Origin of the sequence: Pseudooceanicola sp. HF7 (assembly GCF_011806405.1) — a bacterium.
GTDB lineage: Bacteria > Pseudomonadota > Alphaproteobacteria > Rhodobacterales > Rhodobacteraceae > Pseudooceanicola.
Genome location: NZ_JAATOW010000004.1, coordinates 146,304 through 166,621, shown reverse-complemented (window position 1 = coordinate 166,621; position 20,318 = coordinate 146,304). Strand labels below are relative to the sequence as shown.

The window sequence follows — 20,318 nt, the reverse complement described above, 5'->3', positions numbered from 1 at the left end:
CCTGTCTTGTTATGATCGTCGGGTTGGATCCAGCTTCCGCGGGTGGGCTATAAATACAAATATAAAATAAGGTTGATGTCATGTGGAAATGTTATGGACGGGCCTGCCGAAATTCGGGCGGGCGGCGATGGTTGCCTCGAACTCGGTGAAAAAACTCTTTGCAGCCAGTGACATCGGTTGCCCGGCGGGCTTGATGACCTGGTAGTCGAAAGGGATCGCCGGGCTGAAGGGAACCACCGCAAGGCGGTCGCCATACAGGTCCGGCGTGATAGGGTCGACGATCGAAATGCCTACTCCAAGGGCAGCCAGGCTGCAGGCGGAATAGCTGGGCTGAGTCTCCGTGACGATGCGCGGGGTGACCCCGGCCTCTGCAAAGCAGCGCGTGAGGTAGCTGTAGGTCAGCGTGCGGAAGTTCAGCATGACCAGCGGTTCGCCATCCAGATCCGCCGGGCTGAGCACCTCGCGCCGGGCCAGCGGATGATCCGGCGCCATCACGCAGACGCAATCGGTGCGATAGGCCGCCAGCACCTCCACGTCCTTGCGCAACGGGTCGGTCTGGGCAATGCCAAGGTCGATCTGCCGTGAGGCCAGCAGGTCGAGGATCCGGGCAGAGGTATGCACGTCATGGCTGACGTCGATGCCGGGATGGCTGTCGATCATGCGCTTGATCATCTGGGGCAGGATCTCGAAAGAGACCATGGGCATGGAGGCCACGCGAAAAACGGCCCGGTTCAGGGTCCGGATTTCCTCGGCGACCTGTCCCAGGCGGTCCAGCCCGTAGAACATCCGCTCGACTTCCTGGAAAAAGGCATAGGCCTCTCGGGTGGGCTGCACCCGGCCCCCGGTGCGCAGCAGCAGGGGAAAGCCGATATGCGCCTCAAGGTCCGCCATCAACCGGCTGACAGCGGGCTGAGAGACGCTGAGCGCATTGGCCGCCTCGGTGATGGAGCCGTGGCGCATCACCATGCGAAAGGCGGTCAGTTGTTTCTGGTTCATGCGCACCTCCAAAGCTCCGGCCCGCAGGGCATCTTTACCCCCGGGCCGGAATTTGCAAGCGCAGTGCCCGTTCAGGCCGCGTAGGCGAACCGTGCCGTGGCCGGATCCGCGCGATAGGCCTGTGCCAGCTCGGGGGCCATTTCAGCCAGTGTCCGCACGGCGGAAAGGATCGTGACCACCTGCCGCGCGTCATGGCACCAGGACAGGTTCAGGCGCGTCCAGCCGGGCTTGGCCATTTCCTCTCCGGCTTGCAGGCGGTCCAGAAGGGCCGCGGACTCGGCCTCTCCGATTCCCAGCAGGCGGTGGGCATAAGGGCCTGCACAGGCGCAGCCGCCCCGGGCCTGCACGCCGAAGTGGTCCGACAGCATCCGCGTGACAAGCTGGGGATGGATCTGGGTGTGGCCATCGAAAAGCTGGAAGGAGAAGATCGGCAGCGCCGCGGCGCGCGCATTGCCAAGGATGCGCATCATCGGCAGGTCGGCCCAGGCCTCCAGCGCCCTTTCCCGCAGGTCCATTTCGATCGCGTGGATCTGATGTACGCCAACGGCCCGCTTGACCAGCATGGCAAGCGCAGCGCGGATGTCACCGATCACGTTCGGAGTGCCGGCCTCTTCGCGCGCTTCGACACGCCCCGAATAGACATGCGTCCAGGGAGAGACGAAGGAAACCGTGCCGCCGCCGGGGGCAGTGGGCACTCCGCGGTTCACGATGCTGTCCCGCACCACCGCCACGCCAGAGGCACCGGGCCCGCCGGGGAACTTGTGGGCGGAAAAAACGATCGCGTCCTTGGGCGCGCCGGGCACGTTCATGTCCATTTCCAGGTAGGGCGCGCCACAGGCGTAATCCCAGATCGCCAGGGCCCCGGCAGCCTTCAGCGCCCGGGTCACGGCATCCACGTCGGTAAGCTGCCCGGTCACGTTGGAGGCGGCAGAGAAACTGCCCACCAGCAGATCCGCGCCCGCGGCTTCCTCAAGCTTGCGCGCCAGGTCCGCCATGTCCACGCCGCCCTCCGGGGCTTCGGCGATTTCGCTCACCCGGGCGCCGCTTTCCCGCCAGGGCAGGATGTTGGAGTGATGCTCATAGGGGCCGATCAGGATTTCAACGCGCTGGCCTGCCGCGACCTTCGCCGCCACATCCAGCAGGCCGACGATGCGGTTCAGCCCGCCCGTGGCCCCGCTGCCTGCGAAAAGCACATGGCAATCCGCGCCACAGCCGGTTTCCCGCGCCACGATGCTGCGCGCCTCGGCCCGCATACGGGTGATGGCCTGCCCGCAGTAGGAGGCCTCGGTATGGCTGTTGGAATAGATCGGCAGCACTTCGTCGGTCACGAAATGCTCGACCTCGCGCAGGGCCCGCCCCGAAGCGACGTAATCCGCGTAGACCAGCCGTTGCGTCCCGATGGGGGTTTCGAATTCCATGCCGTCCCCGATGACAGAGGCGCGGATCCGCTCCAGCACGCCCGGCCCATCCAGCGCGGCGGCAAAGCGTTGAAGGGCGGTGGGGCGATCATTGGCGGCGGACAGGGTGGGGGACACTTGAAGGGCCTCTTGTTGGGGGAGTGGGTCTGCCGAAGGAATGCCCTATCCGGCCTGCGAAAACTTGCCCTTTCTTTGCGTGAAATCATAAAATTTGGGGTCATTTGATAGAATGAGTGCGGAACTGAATTGGATTTGAGCGAGTGCAGAGGCATTTTGCCCGTGGTTTCACCCCTTGCCGCTGGGGAAAGGCGGGTATGGGACGCTCAGATCTGCACCTGCGCTTGGGAGGCGGCGGCTGTCTCCACATCGATACACCCTTCCAGAAGAAGGCTGCGCGAGACCTCGAAACTGCGGCCCAGCTTGCTGTCGAAGGCGGGCGGGTCGGTTGCTGGCCCTGACCGGCTGAGGGGGCAGGCGCGCCGATGGCCGGACATGAAAACGCCCCCGGCCCGGGTGGGGCGGGGGCGTCTGTTCTTCGGCCTTGGATCGGTCTCAGGCGGCGTCTTCGGCCATGATGCGGTCCAGGTCGTCATGCTCTGCCACGAAGTGACCCGGCGCGACTTCCTCAAGCTGGGGAACGTAATCGGTCTCGCCGGCCGCCAGTTTCGACGGCAGGAAGCGCAGCGCGGCCTTTGCATCCAGCGGAGAGGGCAGCTCCCCCGGCAGCCGGATGCGGGTCCGGGCGCGTTCCGCTGCCGGATCCGGGATCGGCACGGCAGAGATCAGCGAGCGCGTATAGGGATGGCGCGGCGCAGAGCAGACGGTTTCGGCATCGGCCAGCTCCACGATGCGGCCCAGGTAAAGCACCATGATGCGGTTTGAGATCTCGCGCACGACCGACAGATCGTGAGAGATGAACAGCATCGACATGCCGAATTCCGCCTGAAGCTCCTTCAGCAGGGCCACGATCTGCGCCTGGATCGACACATCCAGCGCCGAGACAGCCTCGTCGCAGATGATCAGCTTGGGGCGGTTGATCATGGCGCGGGCGATACCGACACGCTGGTTCTGGCCGCCGGACAATTCATGCGGGTAGCGGTTGTACTTCTCCGCCTCCAGCCCGACGCGCTCCATCATCTTCAGCACTTCTTCGCGCCGCTCGGACTTGGTCAGCCCGGGGCGGTAGGTCTTGAGCGGCTCGGCGATGGAATCCGCGATGGTCATTCGCGGATCAAGGCTGGCCAGCGGGTCCTGAAAGACGATCTGAAGATCCTCTCGTTCGGCCTTCAGCGCCTTCTTGTCCATGGCGTGCAGGGGCTTGCCTAGCCAGCTGACAGAGCCGTCGCTGGGGTCGATCAGGCGCAGGACGGCCCGGGCCAGGGTGGACTTGCCGCAGCCGGATTCGCCCACGATGCCCAGGGTCTCGCCCGCCTTCAGGCCGAAGGTGACGCCGTTGACGGCCTTCAGCGGCACGGTCTTGCCGAACAGCCCGCCCTCGACCTTGATCGGGAAGTGGACCTTCATGTCCTCGACGCGCAGGATTTCCTCGCCCTCGATATGGCCGCCGCTTTCACCCTTGTCGATGCGGGGCATCGCGTCCAGCAGGCGGCGGGTATAGTCGTGCTGCGGGGCGGCGAAGATATCGTGTACCTCGCCTTCCTCCACGAAGGCGCCCAGCCGCATGACCTTGATCCGGTCGCACATGCGGGCCACCACGCCCATGTCGTGAGTGATCAGCGCGATGGCGGTGCCAAGCTCGCGCTTGAGCTCATCCATGAGATCCAGCACCTCGGCCTGAACGGTCACGTCCAGCGCGGTGGTGGGTTCATCCGCGATCAGCAGCTTGGGTTCGCACAGCATCGCCTGGGCGATCATCACCCGCTGACGCATGCCGCCCGACAGCTCGTGGGGGTATTGCTTCATGCGGCGGGCCGCTTCGGGAATGCGCACCCGCTCCAGCCAGTCCAGGCAGAGCTTGCGCGCCTGGGCGCCGCTCAGGCCGCGGTGCACCTTCAGAACCTCTGCCATCTGCTCGCCCACCTTAAGGTGCGGCGTCAGCGCGGTCAGCGGATCCTGAAAAATCATGCCCACGTCTGCCCCGCGCACCCGGTTCAGCTTGCCCACCGGCAGGTTCAGGATCTCCTTGCCCGCCAGCGTGACAGAGCCCGAGGCGCTGCCGTTCGGGGGCAGCAGGCCCATGGCGGCCATGAAGCTCTGGCTCTTGCCGGAGCCGCTTTCGCCCACGATGCCCAGGCATTCGCCGGCGCGGATGTCGAAGGAGACGCCCTTGACCGCCTCGAAGCGGCCATCCTGTGTTTCGAAGCCAACGCGCAGGTCTTTGACGGAAAGAATGGTCATGTCAGCGGTCCTTCGGGTCTAGCGCGTCACGCAGGCCATCACCGATGAAGAACATCGTGATGATGATGGTGACATAGAAGAAAAGCGGGAAGGCCAGTTGCCAGAGCGTGCCGTAGTTCATCGTCCCCGCACCCTCGGCGATGAGCCGCCCCAGCGATGTCATGGGTTCGGAGATCCCGAGCCCCAGGAAGGAGATGAAGCTTTCCGCCAGGATCATCTCCGGCACCAGCAGAGAGGCATAGACGATCACCACGCCGATCAGGTTGGGCAGGATGTGGCGGAAGATGATCGCGCTTTCGCTGACGCCACCGGCACGGGCGGCCTCGATGAATTCGCGGGTCTTCAGGGTCAGGGTCTGGCCGCGCACGATCCGCGCCATGGTCAGCCAGGACACCGCGCCAAGGGCGACGAACAGCGCCACGAAGCTGCGGCCCGCGACCACCAGGATCAGGATCAGGATGAGGGTCAGCGGGATCGCCAGCAGGATGTCGACGACGCGCATCATAACGCTGTCCAGCCGGCCGCCGTAGAAGCCCGCGATCACGCCCCAGGCCGTGCCGACCAGAAGCGCCATGCCGGCCCCGATCAGCCCCACCAGAAGGGAGGTGCGCGTGGCCTGGATCACCCGCGCGTAAAGATCGCGGCCCAGCTCATCCAGGCCGAAGTAATGGCCCGTCTCCAGCGACGGCGCACCCATGCCGCGGATGTCGCCCATCCGGGTCCAGTCGATTTCCTCGTTGGAATACTGGGCAAAGAGCGGCCCGAAGATCACGAAGAGCACGACAAGCGACAGCAGCACCACGCTGGCCATGGCCGCCTTGTTGCGCAGGAAACGCCCCATGGCGTCGCGCAGCAGCGACCGGCCGCGCACGGCGTTGAAATCAGAGATGTCGGCGGCAAGCTCGGCCGCCTTTTCGGATTTTCCGAACATGGTCAGGCCTTTCTCAGTAACGGATCTTGGGATCGAACCAGGCATAGGCCAGGTCGGTGGCAAGGTTCACCAGCACGGTCAGCGTGCCGTAAAGGATCGTCACCCCCAGCAGCACGGCATAGTCACGCGTCAGCGCAGAGCTGACGAAGCTCTGCCCCAGCCCGCCGGTGGAGAAGTAGAGATCGACGAAAACCGACCCCGTCAGCACGTAGACGAAGACCGGCCCCAGGTAGGAGATCACCGGCAGCAGAGTCGGCTTCATCGCGTGACGCCAGATGATGGCGCGCGCCGGCAGGCCCTTGGCCCGGGCGGTGCGGATGAAGTTGGAATTCATGACTTCCAGCATGGAGGACCGTGTGATCCGCGCGATGGACCCCATGTAGGAGGTCGAGAGCGCGATTACCGGCAGCACCAGGTACTCCCATTGTCCGCCGTTCCAGCCGCCGCCGGGCAGCACGCCCAGCCAGAGCGTGAAGGTCAGGATCAGGATCGGGCCCATGATGAAGTTGGGCAGCGCCTGCGCCGCGATCCCGATGGAGACGGCGAAGTAATCCACCCAGGAATTGTGCCGGATCGCCGCTGCGATGCCCAGCACCACGCCGATGATGGTCGCGGCCAGGAAGGCCAGGGAACCATAGGTCAGCGAGATCGGGAAACCCTGCGCGATGATGTCGTTCACCGTCCGGTCCTTCTGCACGAAGGAGGGGCCGAAATCGAAATGCACCACGATGTTGTAGAAATAGTCCCAGAGCTGTTTCCACAGCGGCTGGTCCAGCCCGTACTGGGCCTCGATATTGGCCAGCACTTCCGGCGGCAGTGGGCGCTCAGAGGTGAAGGGCCCGCCCGGTGCAAGATGCATCATCAGGAAGGAGGCGACGACCAGCAGCGCAATCGTCGGTATGGCGACCAGCAGCCGCCGGATCACGTAGATCAGCATGTCAGGGATTCCCGTTCGGGACGGCCCCGCGCGATGAACGCGGGGCCGTCGACTTCATTTACTCGGCGGTCTTGTAGAGATCCTTCGAGTACCAGTTGAACTGGATGTTGTTCACCGGGAAGTTCTTCAGATCCTCGTCGATCATGTAGACACCGGCGTAGTGGTAGATCGGGATGACCGGCTTCTCGGTCGTCAGGATCTCTTCGGCGCGGGTGTAGAGCGGCGTGGTATCATCGGCGGTCAGCGCATCTTCGAGCAGCTGATCGTATTCCGGGTTGTTGTACTTGCCGTCGTTGTAGCCCGACTCCGATTGCAGCAGGTCGAGGAAGGTGGAGGCCTCGTTGTAGTCGCCGCACCAGGCGCCGCGCGCCATGTCGAAGTTCTGGTTGCCACGCTCGTCCAGGAAGACCTTCCATTCCATGTTGGCCAGCTCGGCCTGAACGCCCAGCTTCTGCTTCCACATCTGGGACAGGACCACCGCGACTTTCTCATGCGCTTCGGAGGTGTTGTAGACCATCTCGAAGGACAGGGGATTGTCGGGGCCATAGCCGGCTTCTTCCAGCAGGGTCCGGGCCTTCTCGTCGCGCTCGGCCTGCGTCATGGAGGCCATCTCCACCTCCGGCGGGGTGAACCCGGCGGTGGCTTCGGGCGTGAAGGTATAGGCGGGCGGCTGGCCCCCGGCCATCACGTTGTTGACGATGATGTCACGGTCAACGGCCAGCGACAGGGCCTGGCGCACCTTGGGATCCTTGAAGGCCTCGGGGCCGGAATCCGACAGGTTGAAGGTGTAGTAGTAGTTGCACAGCTTGGGGAAGCTGTGTGCTTCCTCGCCGTATTCGTCGCGCAGGCGCGGGAACTGGCCAGCGGGGATGTCGGTCATGTCCAGCTCACCGGCCTGGTAGCGGGTCAGCGCGACGTTCTCGTCGTTGATGATCAGGGCGACCGATTTTTCCAGGATGACGTTCTCTGCATCCCAGTACTGGTCGTTCTTCTCACGCACGATGGATTCGCCGGGGTTCATCTGGGTCAGCACGTAGGCGCCGTTGCCGACGATGTTCTCGGGCTTGGTCCATTCCGCGCCGAATTCCTCGATCACCTTCTGGGGCGAGGGGAAGGTGGTGGAATGCACGACCATCTGCGGGAAGTAGGGCAGCGGCGTGTTCAGGCGGACTTCCAGCGTGTGATCGTCGATCGCCTCGACGCCCAGCTGGTCGGTGGCCATGTCACCTGCAACCACCTCGTCGCCGTTTTCCAGCGACATGAGAGAGATGAACCACTGGTAGGGAGAGGCCGTGGCCGGATCGGCCGCGCGGCGCCAGGCGTAGACGAAATCGCCCGCCGTGACAGGGTCACCGTTGGACCACTTGGCGTTGTCGCGCAGGTGGAAGGTATAGGTCATCTTGTCGTCAGAGACGTCCCAGTCCGTGGCGACGCCGGGCACCAGTTCGCCATCGGCATCCTGGTTCAGCAGGCCCTCGAACAGGTCGCGGACCACGTCGGAGCCATCTGCATCCTCGACGATCTGCGGGTCGACGGAAGAGATGTTGTCAAGCAGCCGGTAGGTGAAGGTCTGGTCTTGCGCCAGTTCCTCTCCGGTCTCCGGGTGGGTAGCTGCGGTTGCCGTGGCAACGGCGGCGGCGGTCAGGACGGTGCTCGACAGGAGTGCCGAGAGCGTCAGTCGCGTGATGCGGTTCATGTCCTCTCCCTTTACATGTGATACATTTGATCCGGCCCGGATCGGGGTCTGCCCCTCTTCCGGGAACCCGGGGCTTCTACAGAACCAGTGTTTCCCGCTGCAATGGTCTTGCGGATAGTAACGTAACGTCGGTCCGTAGGGTCAGCGGTTATCCGCACAGGGTTCAACTTTAGCGGGCAGCGGGGCCGTTTCCAATAAAATCAACCGATCGTGGGGCGCAGGCGGGCGTGCAAAACTGCGTGGGATCCTGCGGGGTGAAGCCTCGCAGGCCCCGCCCCCGGGCCTGCGCGATTGCGGGGTTCGCCTTGTTTGCAGGGGCCGGTCGCTTCGGCACAGGCGACACGCCGTCGCAGGTCCGGGGCGGGCAGGGACGCCGCCTCAGACGCGGATCCCGTAGCGGCTGATCTTGTCGTTCAGCGTGCGCCGCGCGATGCCAAGCGCCCGGGCGGCGCGTTCGGTATTGCCCCGGCAGCGCTCCAGCGTGGCGCGGATTTCCCGCGCTTCGAAGGCAGAGACCTTCTCGGTCAGCGTGTCGCCCTCCGTCGCCAGGGCCGCGCCATTGCCCGCCCCCGACTCCGGCAGGTCGAGGCCAAGCGCAAAGCGCTCGGCCGCGGCCTTCAGCTCGCGCACGTTTCCGGGCCAGGGACGGCGCATGAGGCGCTGTTTCATGGCATAGTCGATCTCGGGCAGCTCGCGCCCGTAGCGGCCCGCGGCCAGGCGGGCGAAATGGCTGAACAGCAGGACGATGTCCTCTCCGCGGGCGCGCAGCGGCTCCACCGCGATTTCCGCCCCCGCAAGCCGGTAGAACAGATCCGCCCGGAAGGAGCCGTCCAGCGTGAGCTGGCGCAGATCGCTTTTCGAGGTGGCGATCACGTGGATATCCAGCGGGCGCAGATCGTTTTCCCCCAGCCTGACCACCTGGCGTTCCTGCAGGGCGCGCAGCAGCTTGGGCTGGATGCCGGCGGGCATCGCCTCCACCTCGTCCAGCATCAGCGTCCCGCCAGAGGCGGCCTCCAGCTTGCCCGGTTTGTCGCGCGCGCCGGGAAAGGCGCCCTCGACATGGCCGAAGATCTCGATCTCGAAAAGGTCCTCGGGCAGGGCGGCGCAGTTCACCGCGACGAAGGGCCCCCCGGCCCGGGCGCTGCCATCGTGCAGGGCGCGGGCGACCAGCTCCTTGCCGGTGCCGGTTTCCCCGCTGATGACGATGTCCAGGTCGGTCTGGGCCAGGGCCGCGATGGCCTCTTGCAGGGCGCGCATGGCCGCCGACTGGCCCAGCAGGCCGCCGCGCCGGTCGGTCTGGGTGATCTCCGTCTGAAGGCGCTGGATCTCTGCCCGGGCGGCGCGGGCACGCAGGGCGCGTTCCACGACCATAAGCAGGTGCATCCCGTCATAGGGTTTTTCCAGGAAATCCTCTGCCCCCGCGCGCATCGCCTGCACGGCCTGGGAGACATCGCCATGCCCGGTGATCATGATGACAGGGCAATCGGGATCCCGGTCGCGCGCAGCCGCCAGCATCTCCTGCCCGCTCAGGCCCGGCAGGCGCAGGTCCGTGATGACAAGATCGGGCAGCGGCCCCGCGTCCAGCGCCGCGCGCGCGGTGCCAAACCCGCTGACCGCGTAGCCGGCCGCGCTCAGCATGTCGCAAAGCGCCGCGCAATGGTCCCCGTCATCCTCGACCACGTGGATCAGCCCGCTCATTGCCCCGTCTCCCTGACCAGTTCCGGCAGCATCACGGACACCCGCGTGCCCGCGCCGGGGGCGCTGTCGATCTCCAGTCGCCCGCCGAATTGCAGCACGATCTCACGAGAGATGGCAAGGCCAAGCCCCAGCCCCTCGCTATGGGTCTTGGTGGAAAAGAAGGGCTCCGTGATGCGCGGCAGGATGTCCTCCGGGATGCCGGGGCCGTTGTCGGCCACGCAAAGGCAGATCTCTTGCCCCTGCCGGGTGACAGAGAGGGTCACTTCGCCATTCTCGGGCTCCACCGCCTCCATCGCGTTGTGCAGCAGGTTGACCAGCACCTGTTCCAGCCGCACCTGGCCGGCCTGCACGCGGTAATCGGCGGCGGGGGGCAGCAGCTGCGGCGTCACGCCGGTGGCCTGCGCGCGGGGGGCGACCAGCTCCAGCGCCGTGGCGGTCACGGTGTTGAGAGAGACCGGCGTGGTCGGCGCGACCTCCTTGCGGGCAAAGTTCTTGAGGTTCCGGGTCATCCGCTGCATCCGCCGGATCAACCCGTGCGCCGTCTGAAGGCGGGCTTCTGTCTGTTCCGGGGCGCGGCTCAGCGACAGCTGCGCGGCGGTCAGCGTGGCCTCCATCGCGGCCAGGGGCTGGCTGACCTCATGCACCACGGCGGCGGACATGCGCCCCAGGGCGGCCATCTTTTCCGAATGCACCAGGGTTTCCTGTGCGGCGCGCAGATCGGCTTCGATCTTGCGACGGGTCTCGATCTCGTGGTTCAGCTCGGCGGTGCGCTGGTCGACCTTGCGCTCCATCATCTCCGTCTGGCGCAGGCGCAGGGCGATCAGGCGCTGGCGGTGCTGGCGCAGGTTCAGAAGGGCCAGGCCCAGCAGCCCGGCCAGCAGTACCACGCCCCCGGTGACCAGCGCCGCCGCCCGCGCCGGCCAGAGAGAGGCCGCGGCCAGCAGCTCCCAGCCCCGTGCGAAAGGCGCCCGGTTCAGGGTCAGCAGGCGGCCCGCGCCATCCGTCAGACTGTGCCCGTTGCGCCGCAACAGCGCAGAGGCCCCGTCCAGCCCGCTGCCGGAATAGATCTGGGTGCGCGCCAGCCGCTCGCGCACCGGCGCGGGCAGGGGGGTCAGCGGATGGTAGCGCCAGGCCGGATCGCCGCTCAGGAAGACCACGCCATCGGCATCGGCCACGGCCACCTTCTGGCCGGTCTCGGCCCAGGTCTCCTCAAGCGGGCGCAGGTTGATCTTCACCACCAGCACGCCGAGCTCTCCGGAGGGGCCATAGAGGCGGGTGGACATGAAGTAGCCGGGCTGCCCGGTGGTCACGCCGATCGCATAGACCGCGCCGTTGCCGGTCTCCAGCGCGTCATCGAAATAGGGCCGGAAGCCGTAGTTGCGCCCGACGTAGCTGTCCAGGTTCTGCCAGTTGGAAGAGGCGATGGTCAGGCCGGTGTAATCCAGCAGGTACAGCTGTTCGGCCCCGGCATGGGCCGTGATCGCCTGCAGGTACAGGTTGGCCGCCGCGATGCGCTGGGGATCGGCGGGGTTGGCTAGGGCGGCACGGATGCGGGCGTCCTCGGCGGCGACTTCGGGCAGGTAGCGGAAGCGCTCGACCTCGGATTGCAGGGAGCGGTCCGTCAGCAGCAGGGTCTGGTCAAGCCGGCGCTCGATCTGGGTGCGCAGCAGCCCGTAGGCCAGCGCCCCGGCCAGCGCGGCGAGCAGGATCACCAGCGCCAGCCTTGGCCACAGATGCGGGCGCAGGGCCGCCGTCATCCGCCGCAGCTTCATGAGGCATCGCAGGGCGCCACGTGCAGCGGCGCTTCAGGCTGCGCGCCCAGCTCGTGGCAGGTACCGTCCGCGCACAGCTGCCAGGCCGAGGGCGTCAGGCCAGAGGCCGCCAGCACCAGCTCCCGCACGGGGGGCAGATCCGGGGCCCAGACCCACCAGCCGTCTTCGAAATGGCCGCCTTCGCCGGGCTCCATCCCGGCGCCCGATCCCTTGACGGCGGCCTCTGTCAGGTGAAGCCGCCTGTCGGCGACTTCCCAGGTTTCTCTCCAGCTCTCGCGCTCCACCGAATGGGTCCATTCCAGCGTGAAGGCGTTCCCGGAAAGGGTGATGGCAAGCGCACCTGCCATCAGGCAGGCACTCATGCCTTGACCACGCGGTCGCGGCGCAGCCACATGACGCCCGCGAAGGCTGCGACCAGCGCAAAGCCGATCTCATCCGTCAGCGGCAGGGCGGCGACCAGGGTGAAGGCCGCGATCATGGCCAGCGCGCGCTCCCAGACGGCAAGCGGACGCCAGAGCCAGCCGATGACAGCCGCGCCCCAGAGCGACAGCGCCAGCAGGGCCTTGAAGATCACGTAGGCGACGGCGGGCCAATAGCCGATCATCGTGGCCAGATCGCCCCCGTCCTGCAGCATCAGCGCCGGCGTGTAGACGGCCATGTAGGGCACCACGAACCCGGCGGCGGCGACCTTCACGGCCTCCATCGAGATCTTCAGCCCGTTCTCCTTGGCGATGGGGGCGGCAGCAAAGCAGGCCAGCGCCACCGGAGGCGTCAGATCCGCCAGGATGCCGAAGTAGAAGACGAACATGTGGCTGACGATCAGCGGCACGCCCAGGTCCAGCAGGGCCGGGCCCGCGATGGAAGAGGTGATGATGTAGTTCGGGATCGTCGGGATCCCCATGCCCAGGATGATGCAGGTGATCATCGTCAGCACCAGGGACAGGAACAGGCTGTTCTGCCCGACCTTCACGATGAACTGGCCAAAGGTGTTGGCGCCGCCCGTCAGGGTCATCACGCCGATGATCACGCCGACCAGCGCACAGGCGATCCCCACGGGCAGGGCGGTCTTGGCCCCATCGGCAAGGCTGTCGCGGCAGACCCCCAGGGTCTCGCGCCCGCCCTTCCAGATCGCACAGGCGGCGATCAGCGCCAGCACGACCCAGACCAGCGCCATCACGCCATAGGCGAAGAAGCCGGAGGCCGCGATGCCCAGGATCATCCAGAAGACCACGCGCAGCACGGTCGAGGGCAGGCCAAGCGCCAGCGAGGTGCCCATGATCAGCATGCCCGTCAGCGCCAGGCCGATGGTGCCGGCAAACAGCGGCGTGTAGCCGGAGAACAGCAGCCAGACCAGCACGCCCAGCGGCAGGATCAGGTACCAGCCCTCCTTCAGCGCCTTGCGGGCCGAGGGCTGCTCTTCCTTGGACAGGCCGCGCAGGTTGCGCTTGCCCGCTTCCAGGTGGACCATCCAGAAGGCCCCGGCGAAATAGAGGATCGCGGGGATCAGCGCGGCCTTGACGACCTCGACGTATTGCACGCCCAGGGTCTCGGCCATGATGAAGGCCACGGCACCCATGACGGGGGGCATGATCTGCCCACCCATGGAAGAGGTCGCCTCGACCCCGCCGGCAAAGGCAGAGCGATAGCCGAAGCGCTTCATCAGCGGAATGGTGAACTGCCCCGTCGTGACCACGTTGGCCACGCCCGAGCCGGAGATGGTGCCCATCAGGCCCGACGACAGGACTGAGACCTTCGCCGCGCCGCCCATCCGGTGGCCGACAAGGCCCAGGGAGACATCGGTGAACAGCTTGATCATCCCGGCCTTCTCAAGGAAGGAGCCGAAGAGGATGAACAGGAAGATGTAGGTGGCGCTGACATAGGTCGGGATGCCGTAGATCCCTTCCGTGCCATAGGCCAGCTGCTCGATCACCTGCTCGAAGGCATAGCCGCGCGTCTGCATGGCGCCCGGGGCGTATTGCCCGAAGAAGGCATAGGCCAGGAAGATGCCGCAGATGATCGGCAGGGCCGGACCCATCAGCATCCAGGCGGCCACGAAGACGGTGACGATGGCGATGCAGCCCATCACGATGTCCATCGTGTTGGGATCCCCGGCCCGGAACAGCAGCGGGTTGTACTCGATCCACTGGTAGGCGGCCACGGCCACGGCCGCCGCGGCCAGCACGTAGCAGATCGCCCGGGCAACGGGGCTGAAGCCCTTGGCGATCGCCAGCAGCGGATAGCCAAGCGCCATCAGGAAGCCCACGTGCACCGCGCGCATCACCTGGCTGGGCAGGTCGATCACATGGGCGGCAATGGAAATCTGGTAGAGAGAGAAGGCGACGGCCAGCCAGAACAGGAAACGGCCCATGAGAGAGGCGGGAAAGCTCTCGGCCAGGGGATCGTGAATTTCCAGCTCCTTGTCGGGCAGCTGATGGGGGTGATCGCTCATGTCGGTATCTCGCTCAAGGTCACGCCGGGGGCATCGGGGCGCCAGGCGCCCGGCCCGCACCGGCGGGAGAACTTCGGGGGAGGGGGGCGATCCCCTCAGGGGACTGGGGTCTTCGGGGTGGGGTGGCCCGGTCGCGCCGGGCCGCCCCCTGTCAGGACAGTGGCGGCCTTACATCAGGCCCTGTTCCTTGTAGTACTTCTCCGCACCCGGGTGCATCGGGATGGGGGAGTTCGCGATGGCGTTCTGGATGTCGATCGCGCCAGCGGCAGAGTGGGCCGCCTTCATGGTGTCCAGGTTCTCGAAGAGAAGCTTGGTCATCTGGTAGGCGGTCTCATCGGAGACATCGGTGCTGGTCACCAGGATGTTGGTGATCGCCAGCGTCGGGATGTCTTCATCCTGGCCGGGGTAGGTGCCCGCAGGGATCACGCCGGCGGCATAGGGCGCGCCGAGTGTTTCAGCCACTTCCGCGGGAACGGAGACATAGGTCACGTCCTGCGTCGCCGAAAGGTCCTTCAGCGCGGCAGAGCCCAGGCCCGAGGATTGCAGGGTCGCATCCAGCTGGCGGTTCTTCATCAGCTCGACGGATTCCGCGAAGGGCAGGTATTCCACCTTGCCCAGGTCGTCATAGGTCATGTCCAGCGCGCCAAGGATCTTGCGCGCGTTCACTTCCGTGCCCGACTTCGCCGCACCGACAGAGACGCTCTTGCCCACCAGGTCCGTCACGGTGACGGCGCCGGAAGCGGAAGAGGCCGCGATCTGGATGAAGTTCGGATAGATGGCCGCGATGGCCCGCAGCTTGTCCAGCGGCTTGGAGAAACCGACATCCGCGTTGCCCTCGTAGGCATCCTTCACGGAATCGCCCAGGGCAAAGCCGATCTCGCCCCGGCCCTGCTGCAGCAGGTTCAGGTTCTCGACGGATGCTTTCGTGGATTGCACCTGCGTGCGGGAATCGTCGATGCCCTCGGCGTAGATTTCCGACAGGGCGACGCCCAGCGGGTAATAGACACCGGAGGTGCCGCCGGTCAGGACGTTGATGAATTCCGTGGCCATGGCAGCCGGCGCGGAAAAGGCGAGGCTCCCGGCGACAAGCGCGCCGAGCCCGTATTTCTTGATCATGGATAATCCTCCCAGATTCAGCGTCACATGGGACGCACGCTGGCATTCTTGGGGCTGATCGGGCGCGGTGCAATGGGCAAGACGGGCGAAAATTCCGATTCTTCGCAGGATCCTGCCCCACCCGTGGCGGGAATCTGCGCCGGCCTGGCGCTTTGGCGACTCCTCCGAGCCCTTGCAGAACAGGCCGCACCGCGAAGGCCCATGGCCCTCGCGGCACGTCTTGCGATGCGGTGCCGCCCGGGCGGCCCCTCGAAAAGCGCGCGACCCGGGAACGGGACGGGGCTCAGGCCTCCGCGATCTCCAGCGCCTGCGGCGGGGCCGTCACCACCGCCTCGCCGGTGTGGTAGCCGCGCGCAATGACATCCCCCGTGTGGCGCAGGGTGCCGTCCAGGTCATATTCATCGGTGCGCACGATGAAGTTCTCTCCGATCAGCCCCGTCATCACCCCGGAGGTGTAGACTTCGAAGGTGGAGCGCGACCAGCCCAGCTGCGTGATCAGGTCATCGATATCCGCGTGGAAGACATGGCCGTTCTCGAAAGAGATATAGACCTTGCCGCGCACCACGGCCTTGCCGGTAAAGGGCGCGTCATAGGCCGCCTCGTTGACGATGAAGGAGGACACCAGCCTGGAATAGGGCGGCACGTGGACCTGGGTGGAATAGCTCCACTTGCGGGTCTGCGTGGAGGATTCGCTCTGGGTCGTGCTGGTGTTCATCTCGATGGTGGTCTCGGTGCCGCCGACGAAGGGCACCTTGACCTCGAAGGAGGAACTGACCGAAAGCCCGGCCGTCATGCTCCAGGAATAGGTGTCAGAGGTGGTCTCCTCCACCACGAAGGTCTGGGTGTTCTGGACCGATGTATTGTTCTCCCAGGTGGTGTGGTAGACGTTGTTCGGCGTGACATCGACCGGAACAACCGCGCCGAAGGTGGCGCTCTGAGAGTCGATGTACATCTTCGATTTGGAGGCGATGTAGCTGCCTTTGCCATTCTTGGGATTGTTGATCTCGGCCCAGTAGCGGACGCGCTCACCAACGACTTCAAACGGATCGATCGTTTCCATGACAGTGTCTCCTTTTGCATGATCCTTCAGTTCCGTGACCATGGGTCGCCGCAGCCCCGGCAGAGGTTCAAAAAGACCTGAAGACTTTTCGCGATCCGGCCCCGCGCTGGGTGGGCCGCTTTGGGTAGGGGGCACTCCGATGCCCACCCGTCAGCTCGGGCAGGCAGATGGCGCCCCCGGGGCTTTATTCGCAGGCCCGCTCTCTATCTGCTTTCACAAAGCCGCCAGACCCACTAGGCATCCTTATCTTGCCGACCGAGGGACCCGTCATGGCGCAAAAATCCACCATCTATAAAGTCGAACTCTCTGTCGCCGATATGGATCGTCACTACTACGAAACCCACAAGCTGACCGTGGCCAAGCATCCGTCAGAGACGGACGAACGCCTGATGGTGCGCCTGCTGGCCTTTGCCCTGAATGCCGATGAGCAGCTTGAGCTGACCAAGGGCCTGTCCACGGATGAAGAGCCCGACCTGTGGCGCAAGAGCCTGAGCGGAGAGCTTGAGCTTTGGGCGATGCTGGGCCAGCCCAGTGAAAAGGTCCTGCGCCAATCCTGCGGCAAGGCGGGGCAGGTGATCGTCTATGCCTATGGCCGCACGGCGGAAAGCTGGTGGGACAAGGTGAAGAACAGCACCACCCGTTTCGACAACCTCAAGGTCGTCAGCTTTTCCGAACAGGCCACGACGGAGCTGGCGGAACTGGCCAACCGCTCGATGAAGCTGCAGGTCAATATCCAGGACGGCGATGTCATGGTCAGCGTCGATGACCGGCTGATCTATGTCACCCCGGTCAAGTGGAAGGACGCGGCCTGACCTGACAGGCGCGCGCGCCTGTCCCTGCGCCTTTGCCGGGATCGGGGCCTCAGGGCCAGGCGGCGAAGCTGTCGCTGACCCGGACCCGCCGCACGGACCGCTTGCGGAAGCGCGCCGGGGGCAGCCCCTCCATCCGGGTGAAGAAACGGTTGAAATAGCCGGGATCGGAAAACCCCAGCCGGAAGCCGATCTGCGCCACCTGCAGGCCTGAATGGGTCAACAGCTCGACGGCTTCCCGGTGCAGGGCCTCGTGCAGGTAGGCCTGTGGCGAGCGCGCCGCCGCCTTGCGCACCGCGCGCGCCAGCCTGTCCCGGCTGACCCCAAGCGCCTCGGCATATTCTCCCACCGTCCAGTGATCGCGCAGATGCAGGCCCACCAGCTGCTCGAACCGCTGCATCACCCCGCCCGAGGCCGCCTCGGGATGGGCCCGCCGGGCCTTGGCCCCACGCCAGAGCTGGATCAGCAGGACCGAAAGGTTATGCCCCGCGATCATGCCAGAGGCCGGGCCACCGGTGAAAAGCTCCTCGTCGATCTCGGCCAGGCGGTCGGCCAGCCGGGTCATCATCGCCCCGGGCGCGAAAGAGATATCGCCATGCAGCGCCGCGCCCAGCTCTTCGCCGAAGGCGGTGGCGGGCAGGGCGCGGGCCAGGCCCTGCGGGCTCATGTCCAGCAGCAGGCCCCGGCTGCCCGCGCCGATCATCAGCCGCGCGTCATGGCTGTCGCCCAGCCAGATCAGGCGCGGCGCCTCGAAGCAGCTGTCATGCGCGGTCTCGAAGCGGGCCTGCCCGGCTTGCAGCAGAAGCAGGGTGAACTGGCCGGGGCGCAGCACATGGGGCGCTTCGGCCAAGGGGCTGCGGATCCGCCGGCAGGTCATCCCCGGCGCGCGCAGCTCCGCTTCCCGCGTTGCCGCGCCACTGGTCTGCCCTGTCCTTGTCTGCCCTGTCCTTGACTGCCTCGCGCCCACCGCGCGTCCCCCTCGCGTTTTCGTGATCGTCGGGGCCGATCCTAGCGGAAAACGCCATACTCGTGCAATTTTTCCGCCCATGCGTTCATTTTAGGGCGCGGGCTTTCCTCCTACTCTCCCCCTGTCCCGGACCGCGAGCGGAGCAGCCAGCGGTTCGATCCGGACAGGGAGGATCCCGAAAGGGATCAACGGGAGGAAGAACATGAAAGATCTCAAGCGTCGCGCGGTCCCGCGCGGCCTTTCGGCTGCCCAGGCCCGGCCCGGACGCCCGGCGCAACCCGCCGGCTTCGCGCAGCACGCCCGGGGCAGGGCGGGTCGCGGATCGCGAACGCACTAGATGAGCTTCAGGGCGAAGCCACCGCCACGCCCGCACACCCCAGTTACAGGCGATGCCGAAGACCCCGGACCCGGCTCCGATCGGGGTGCGCAACGGCCCCGCGGCAGCAGGGCGGCCCGACAGAGCCGCCTGACCGGGGATGCAAGACGCTTTCCTGGGCGGGTCCCACCGCCCATGTCGACACTTCAAGGACAGGAGAACCAGGAAAATGAAAGACCTAGACCTTTTCATCGACGGCACGACCGTTTCCGCCGAAGGGGGCCGTACCTTCACGCGCAACAACCCGATCACGGGTGAGGTGGCGACCACCGCCGCCGCGGCCTCCTCTGCCGATGCCATCCGCGCCGTGGATGCCGCCGCCGCCGCCTTCCCGGCCTGGTCCGCCACCGGCCCCGGCGAACGCCGCAAGCTGCTGATGAAGGCATCAGAAGCGCTGCAGGCCAAGGGCGACGCCATCGTCGAGGCCATGAAGGCAGAGATCGGCGCGACCGAAGGCTGGGCGCGGTTCAACGTCATGCTTGCCGCCGACATGCTGCTGGAGGCCGCCGCCCTCACCACCCAGATCAAGGGAGAGATCGTGCCCTCCAACCGCCCCGGCTCCACCGCCTACGCGGTGCGCCAGCCGGCGGGCGTGGTGCTTTCCATGGCGCCGTGGAACGCGCCGGTGATCCTGGGCGTGCGCTCCATCGCGACGCCGCTGGCCTGCGGCAACACGGTGGTCATGAAGACCTCTGAACTCTGCCCGCGCACCCATGCGCTGATCCTGGAAGCCGTGGCAGAGGCCGGGCTGCCAAAGGGCGCGGTCAACGCGATCTCCAATGCGCCGGAAGACGCCGCAGAGCTGGTCGAGACCCTGATCGCCCATCCCGCCGTGCGCCGCGTGAACTTCACCGGCTCCACCCGCGTGGGCCGGATCATCGCCGAAAGCGCCGGGCGCCACCTGAAGCCGGCGCTGCTGGAACTGGGCGGCAAGGCCCCCTTCCTGGTGCTCGAGGATGCCGATATCGACGCCGCCGTCGCGGCCGCGGGCTTTGGCGCCTACATGAACCAGGGCCAGATCTGCATGTCGACCGAACGCATCATCGTGGTGGACCCCATCGCCGACAAGTTCGTGGAGGCCTTCGCGCGCAAGGTCGAAAGCCTGAAGGCCGGCTCTCCGGAAGAGGGCACGGCGCCGCTGGGCTCCATGGTCAACGCCGGCGCGGCGGACCGCATCCGCGAGCTGATCGACGACGCGACCTCCAAGGGCGCGCGGCTGATCGGCGGCGGGGGCAACGACACGCTGCTGAACGCTGCGGCGGTGGATGGCGTGACCCCCCAGATGCGCCTCTACGAAGAGGAAAGCTTTGGCCCCGTGACCTCCATCATCCGCGTCGCGGATGAGGACGAGGCCGTCTGCGTTGCCAATGAAAGCGACATGGGCCTCTCGGCTGCGGTCTTCTCGCGCGACATCAACCGCGCCATGGCGGTGGCGGGCCGGATCGAAAGCGGCATCTGCCACGTGAACGGCCCCACCGTTCATGACGAGGCCCAGATGCCCTTCGGCGGCACCAAGGACTCCGGCTATGGCCGCTTCGGGGGCACCTGGGGCATCGCAGAGTTCACGGAGCTGCGCTGGATCACCGTCCAGAACGGGGACATCCATTACCCGATCTGACGGTAGCGAAAGATCCGCCACCGACCGGGACCGGTTGGCGGATCCGGCTCCTGTCATCGCGCGTGACCCTGGGGAGGAGGCGGCGCGCTGACAGGAGTCCCCGGGGCATCGTTCGGC

At 66.1% G+C, this 20,318-nt stretch carries 15 protein-coding genes; 2 read left to right on the top strand and 13 right to left on the bottom strand.

Features of this window, described 5'->3' with window-relative positions:
* Positions 1-78: 78 nt before the first annotated feature.
* The 12 genes from HCZ97_RS03585 to HCZ97_RS03530 all read right to left on the bottom strand — a co-directional run bounded on the left by HCZ97_RS03585 (position 79) and on the right by HCZ97_RS03530 (position 16,431).
* The gene (locus tag HCZ97_RS03585) at positions 79-996 is read right to left on the bottom strand and encodes a LysR substrate-binding domain-containing protein (protein WP_167687301.1); all 918 of its coding nucleotides are present in this window, start codon (positions 994-996) and stop codon (positions 79-81) included.
* 71 nt (positions 997-1,067) lie between these two features.
* Positions 1,068-2,531 carry an aminotransferase class V-fold PLP-dependent enzyme gene (locus HCZ97_RS03580; protein WP_368484313.1) on the bottom strand — a complete coding sequence of 488 codons (1,464 nt, stop codon included), beginning with the start codon at positions 2,529-2,531 and terminating at the stop codon, positions 1,068-1,070.
* 435 nt (positions 2,532-2,966) lie between these two features.
* Complete coding sequence (locus HCZ97_RS03575; protein ID WP_167687300.1) at positions 2,967-4,772, bottom strand: ABC transporter ATP-binding protein; 1,806 nt, start codon at positions 4,770-4,772, stop codon at positions 2,967-2,969.
* Between the two features lies 1 nt (position 4,773).
* Positions 4,774-5,703: an ABC transporter permease subunit gene (locus HCZ97_RS03570; RefSeq protein WP_167687299.1), complete on the bottom strand. Its 930-nt coding sequence runs from the start codon at positions 5,701-5,703 to the stop codon at positions 4,774-4,776.
* A gap of 13 nt (positions 5,704-5,716) precedes the next feature.
* Positions 5,717-6,640 carry an oligopeptide ABC transporter permease OppB gene (oppB, locus tag HCZ97_RS03565; RefSeq protein ID WP_167687298.1) on the bottom strand — a complete coding sequence of 308 codons (924 nt, stop codon included), beginning with the start codon at positions 6,638-6,640 and terminating at the stop codon, positions 5,717-5,719.
* A 58-nt stretch (positions 6,641-6,698) separates the two neighbouring features.
* Positions 6,699-8,336, bottom strand: a complete 1,638-nt coding sequence (locus tag HCZ97_RS03560; RefSeq protein ID WP_167687297.1) for a peptide ABC transporter substrate-binding protein — start codon at positions 8,334-8,336, stop codon at positions 6,699-6,701.
* A gap of 378 nt (positions 8,337-8,714) precedes the next feature.
* The gene (locus tag HCZ97_RS03555; protein WP_167687296.1) at positions 8,715-10,034 is read right to left on the bottom strand and encodes a sigma-54 dependent transcriptional regulator; all 1,320 of its coding nucleotides are present in this window, start codon (positions 10,032-10,034) and stop codon (positions 8,715-8,717) included.
* Entirely contained in the window at positions 10,031-11,806 is a 1,776-nt protein-coding gene (locus HCZ97_RS03550; protein ID WP_167687295.1) for an ATP-binding protein, read from the bottom strand. Before HCZ97_RS03550 ends, HCZ97_RS03555 begins: the two co-directional genes overlap by 4 nt.
* On the bottom strand, positions 11,803-12,168 hold the full coding sequence (locus tag HCZ97_RS03545) for a DUF1850 domain-containing protein (RefSeq protein WP_167687294.1): 366 nt from the start codon (positions 12,166-12,168) through the stop codon (positions 11,803-11,805). Before HCZ97_RS03545 ends, HCZ97_RS03550 begins: the two co-directional genes overlap by 4 nt.
* Positions 12,165-14,255 carry a TRAP transporter permease gene (locus tag HCZ97_RS03540; protein WP_167687293.1) on the bottom strand — a complete coding sequence of 697 codons (2,091 nt, stop codon included), beginning with the start codon at positions 14,253-14,255 and terminating at the stop codon, positions 12,165-12,167. The genes HCZ97_RS03545 and HCZ97_RS03540 overlap by 4 nt, the downstream gene beginning before the upstream one ends.
* A 168-nt stretch (positions 14,256-14,423) precedes the next feature.
* On the bottom strand, positions 14,424-15,371 hold the full coding sequence (locus HCZ97_RS03535) for a TAXI family TRAP transporter solute-binding subunit (protein ID WP_175581632.1): 948 nt from the start codon (positions 15,369-15,371) through the stop codon (positions 14,424-14,426).
* 283 nt (positions 15,372-15,654) lie between these two features.
* Complete coding sequence (locus tag HCZ97_RS03530; RefSeq protein ID WP_167687292.1) at positions 15,655-16,431, bottom strand: ETX/MTX2 family pore-forming toxin; 777 nt, start codon at positions 16,429-16,431, stop codon at positions 15,655-15,657.
* A gap of 269 nt (positions 16,432-16,700) precedes the next feature.
* Between HCZ97_RS03530 and HCZ97_RS03525 the strand changes: the two genes are divergently transcribed.
* Positions 16,701-17,243: a YaeQ family protein gene (locus tag HCZ97_RS03525; protein ID WP_167687291.1), complete on the top strand. Its 543-nt coding sequence runs from the start codon at positions 16,701-16,703 to the stop codon at positions 17,241-17,243.
* A 49-nt stretch (positions 17,244-17,292) separates the two neighbouring features.
* Here HCZ97_RS03525 and HCZ97_RS03520 read toward each other — a convergent pair whose 3' ends face one another.
* On the bottom strand, positions 17,293-18,117 hold the full coding sequence (locus HCZ97_RS03520; protein ID WP_167687290.1) for an AraC family transcriptional regulator: 825 nt from the start codon (positions 18,115-18,117) through the stop codon (positions 17,293-17,295).
* 635 nt (positions 18,118-18,752) lie between these two features.
* Here HCZ97_RS03520 and HCZ97_RS03515 point away from each other — a divergent pair.
* A complete protein-coding gene (locus HCZ97_RS03515; protein WP_167687289.1) occupies positions 18,753-20,201 on the top strand; it encodes an aldehyde dehydrogenase in 1,449 nt (482 codons plus the stop codon).
* Positions 20,202-20,318 lie beyond the last annotated feature (117 nt).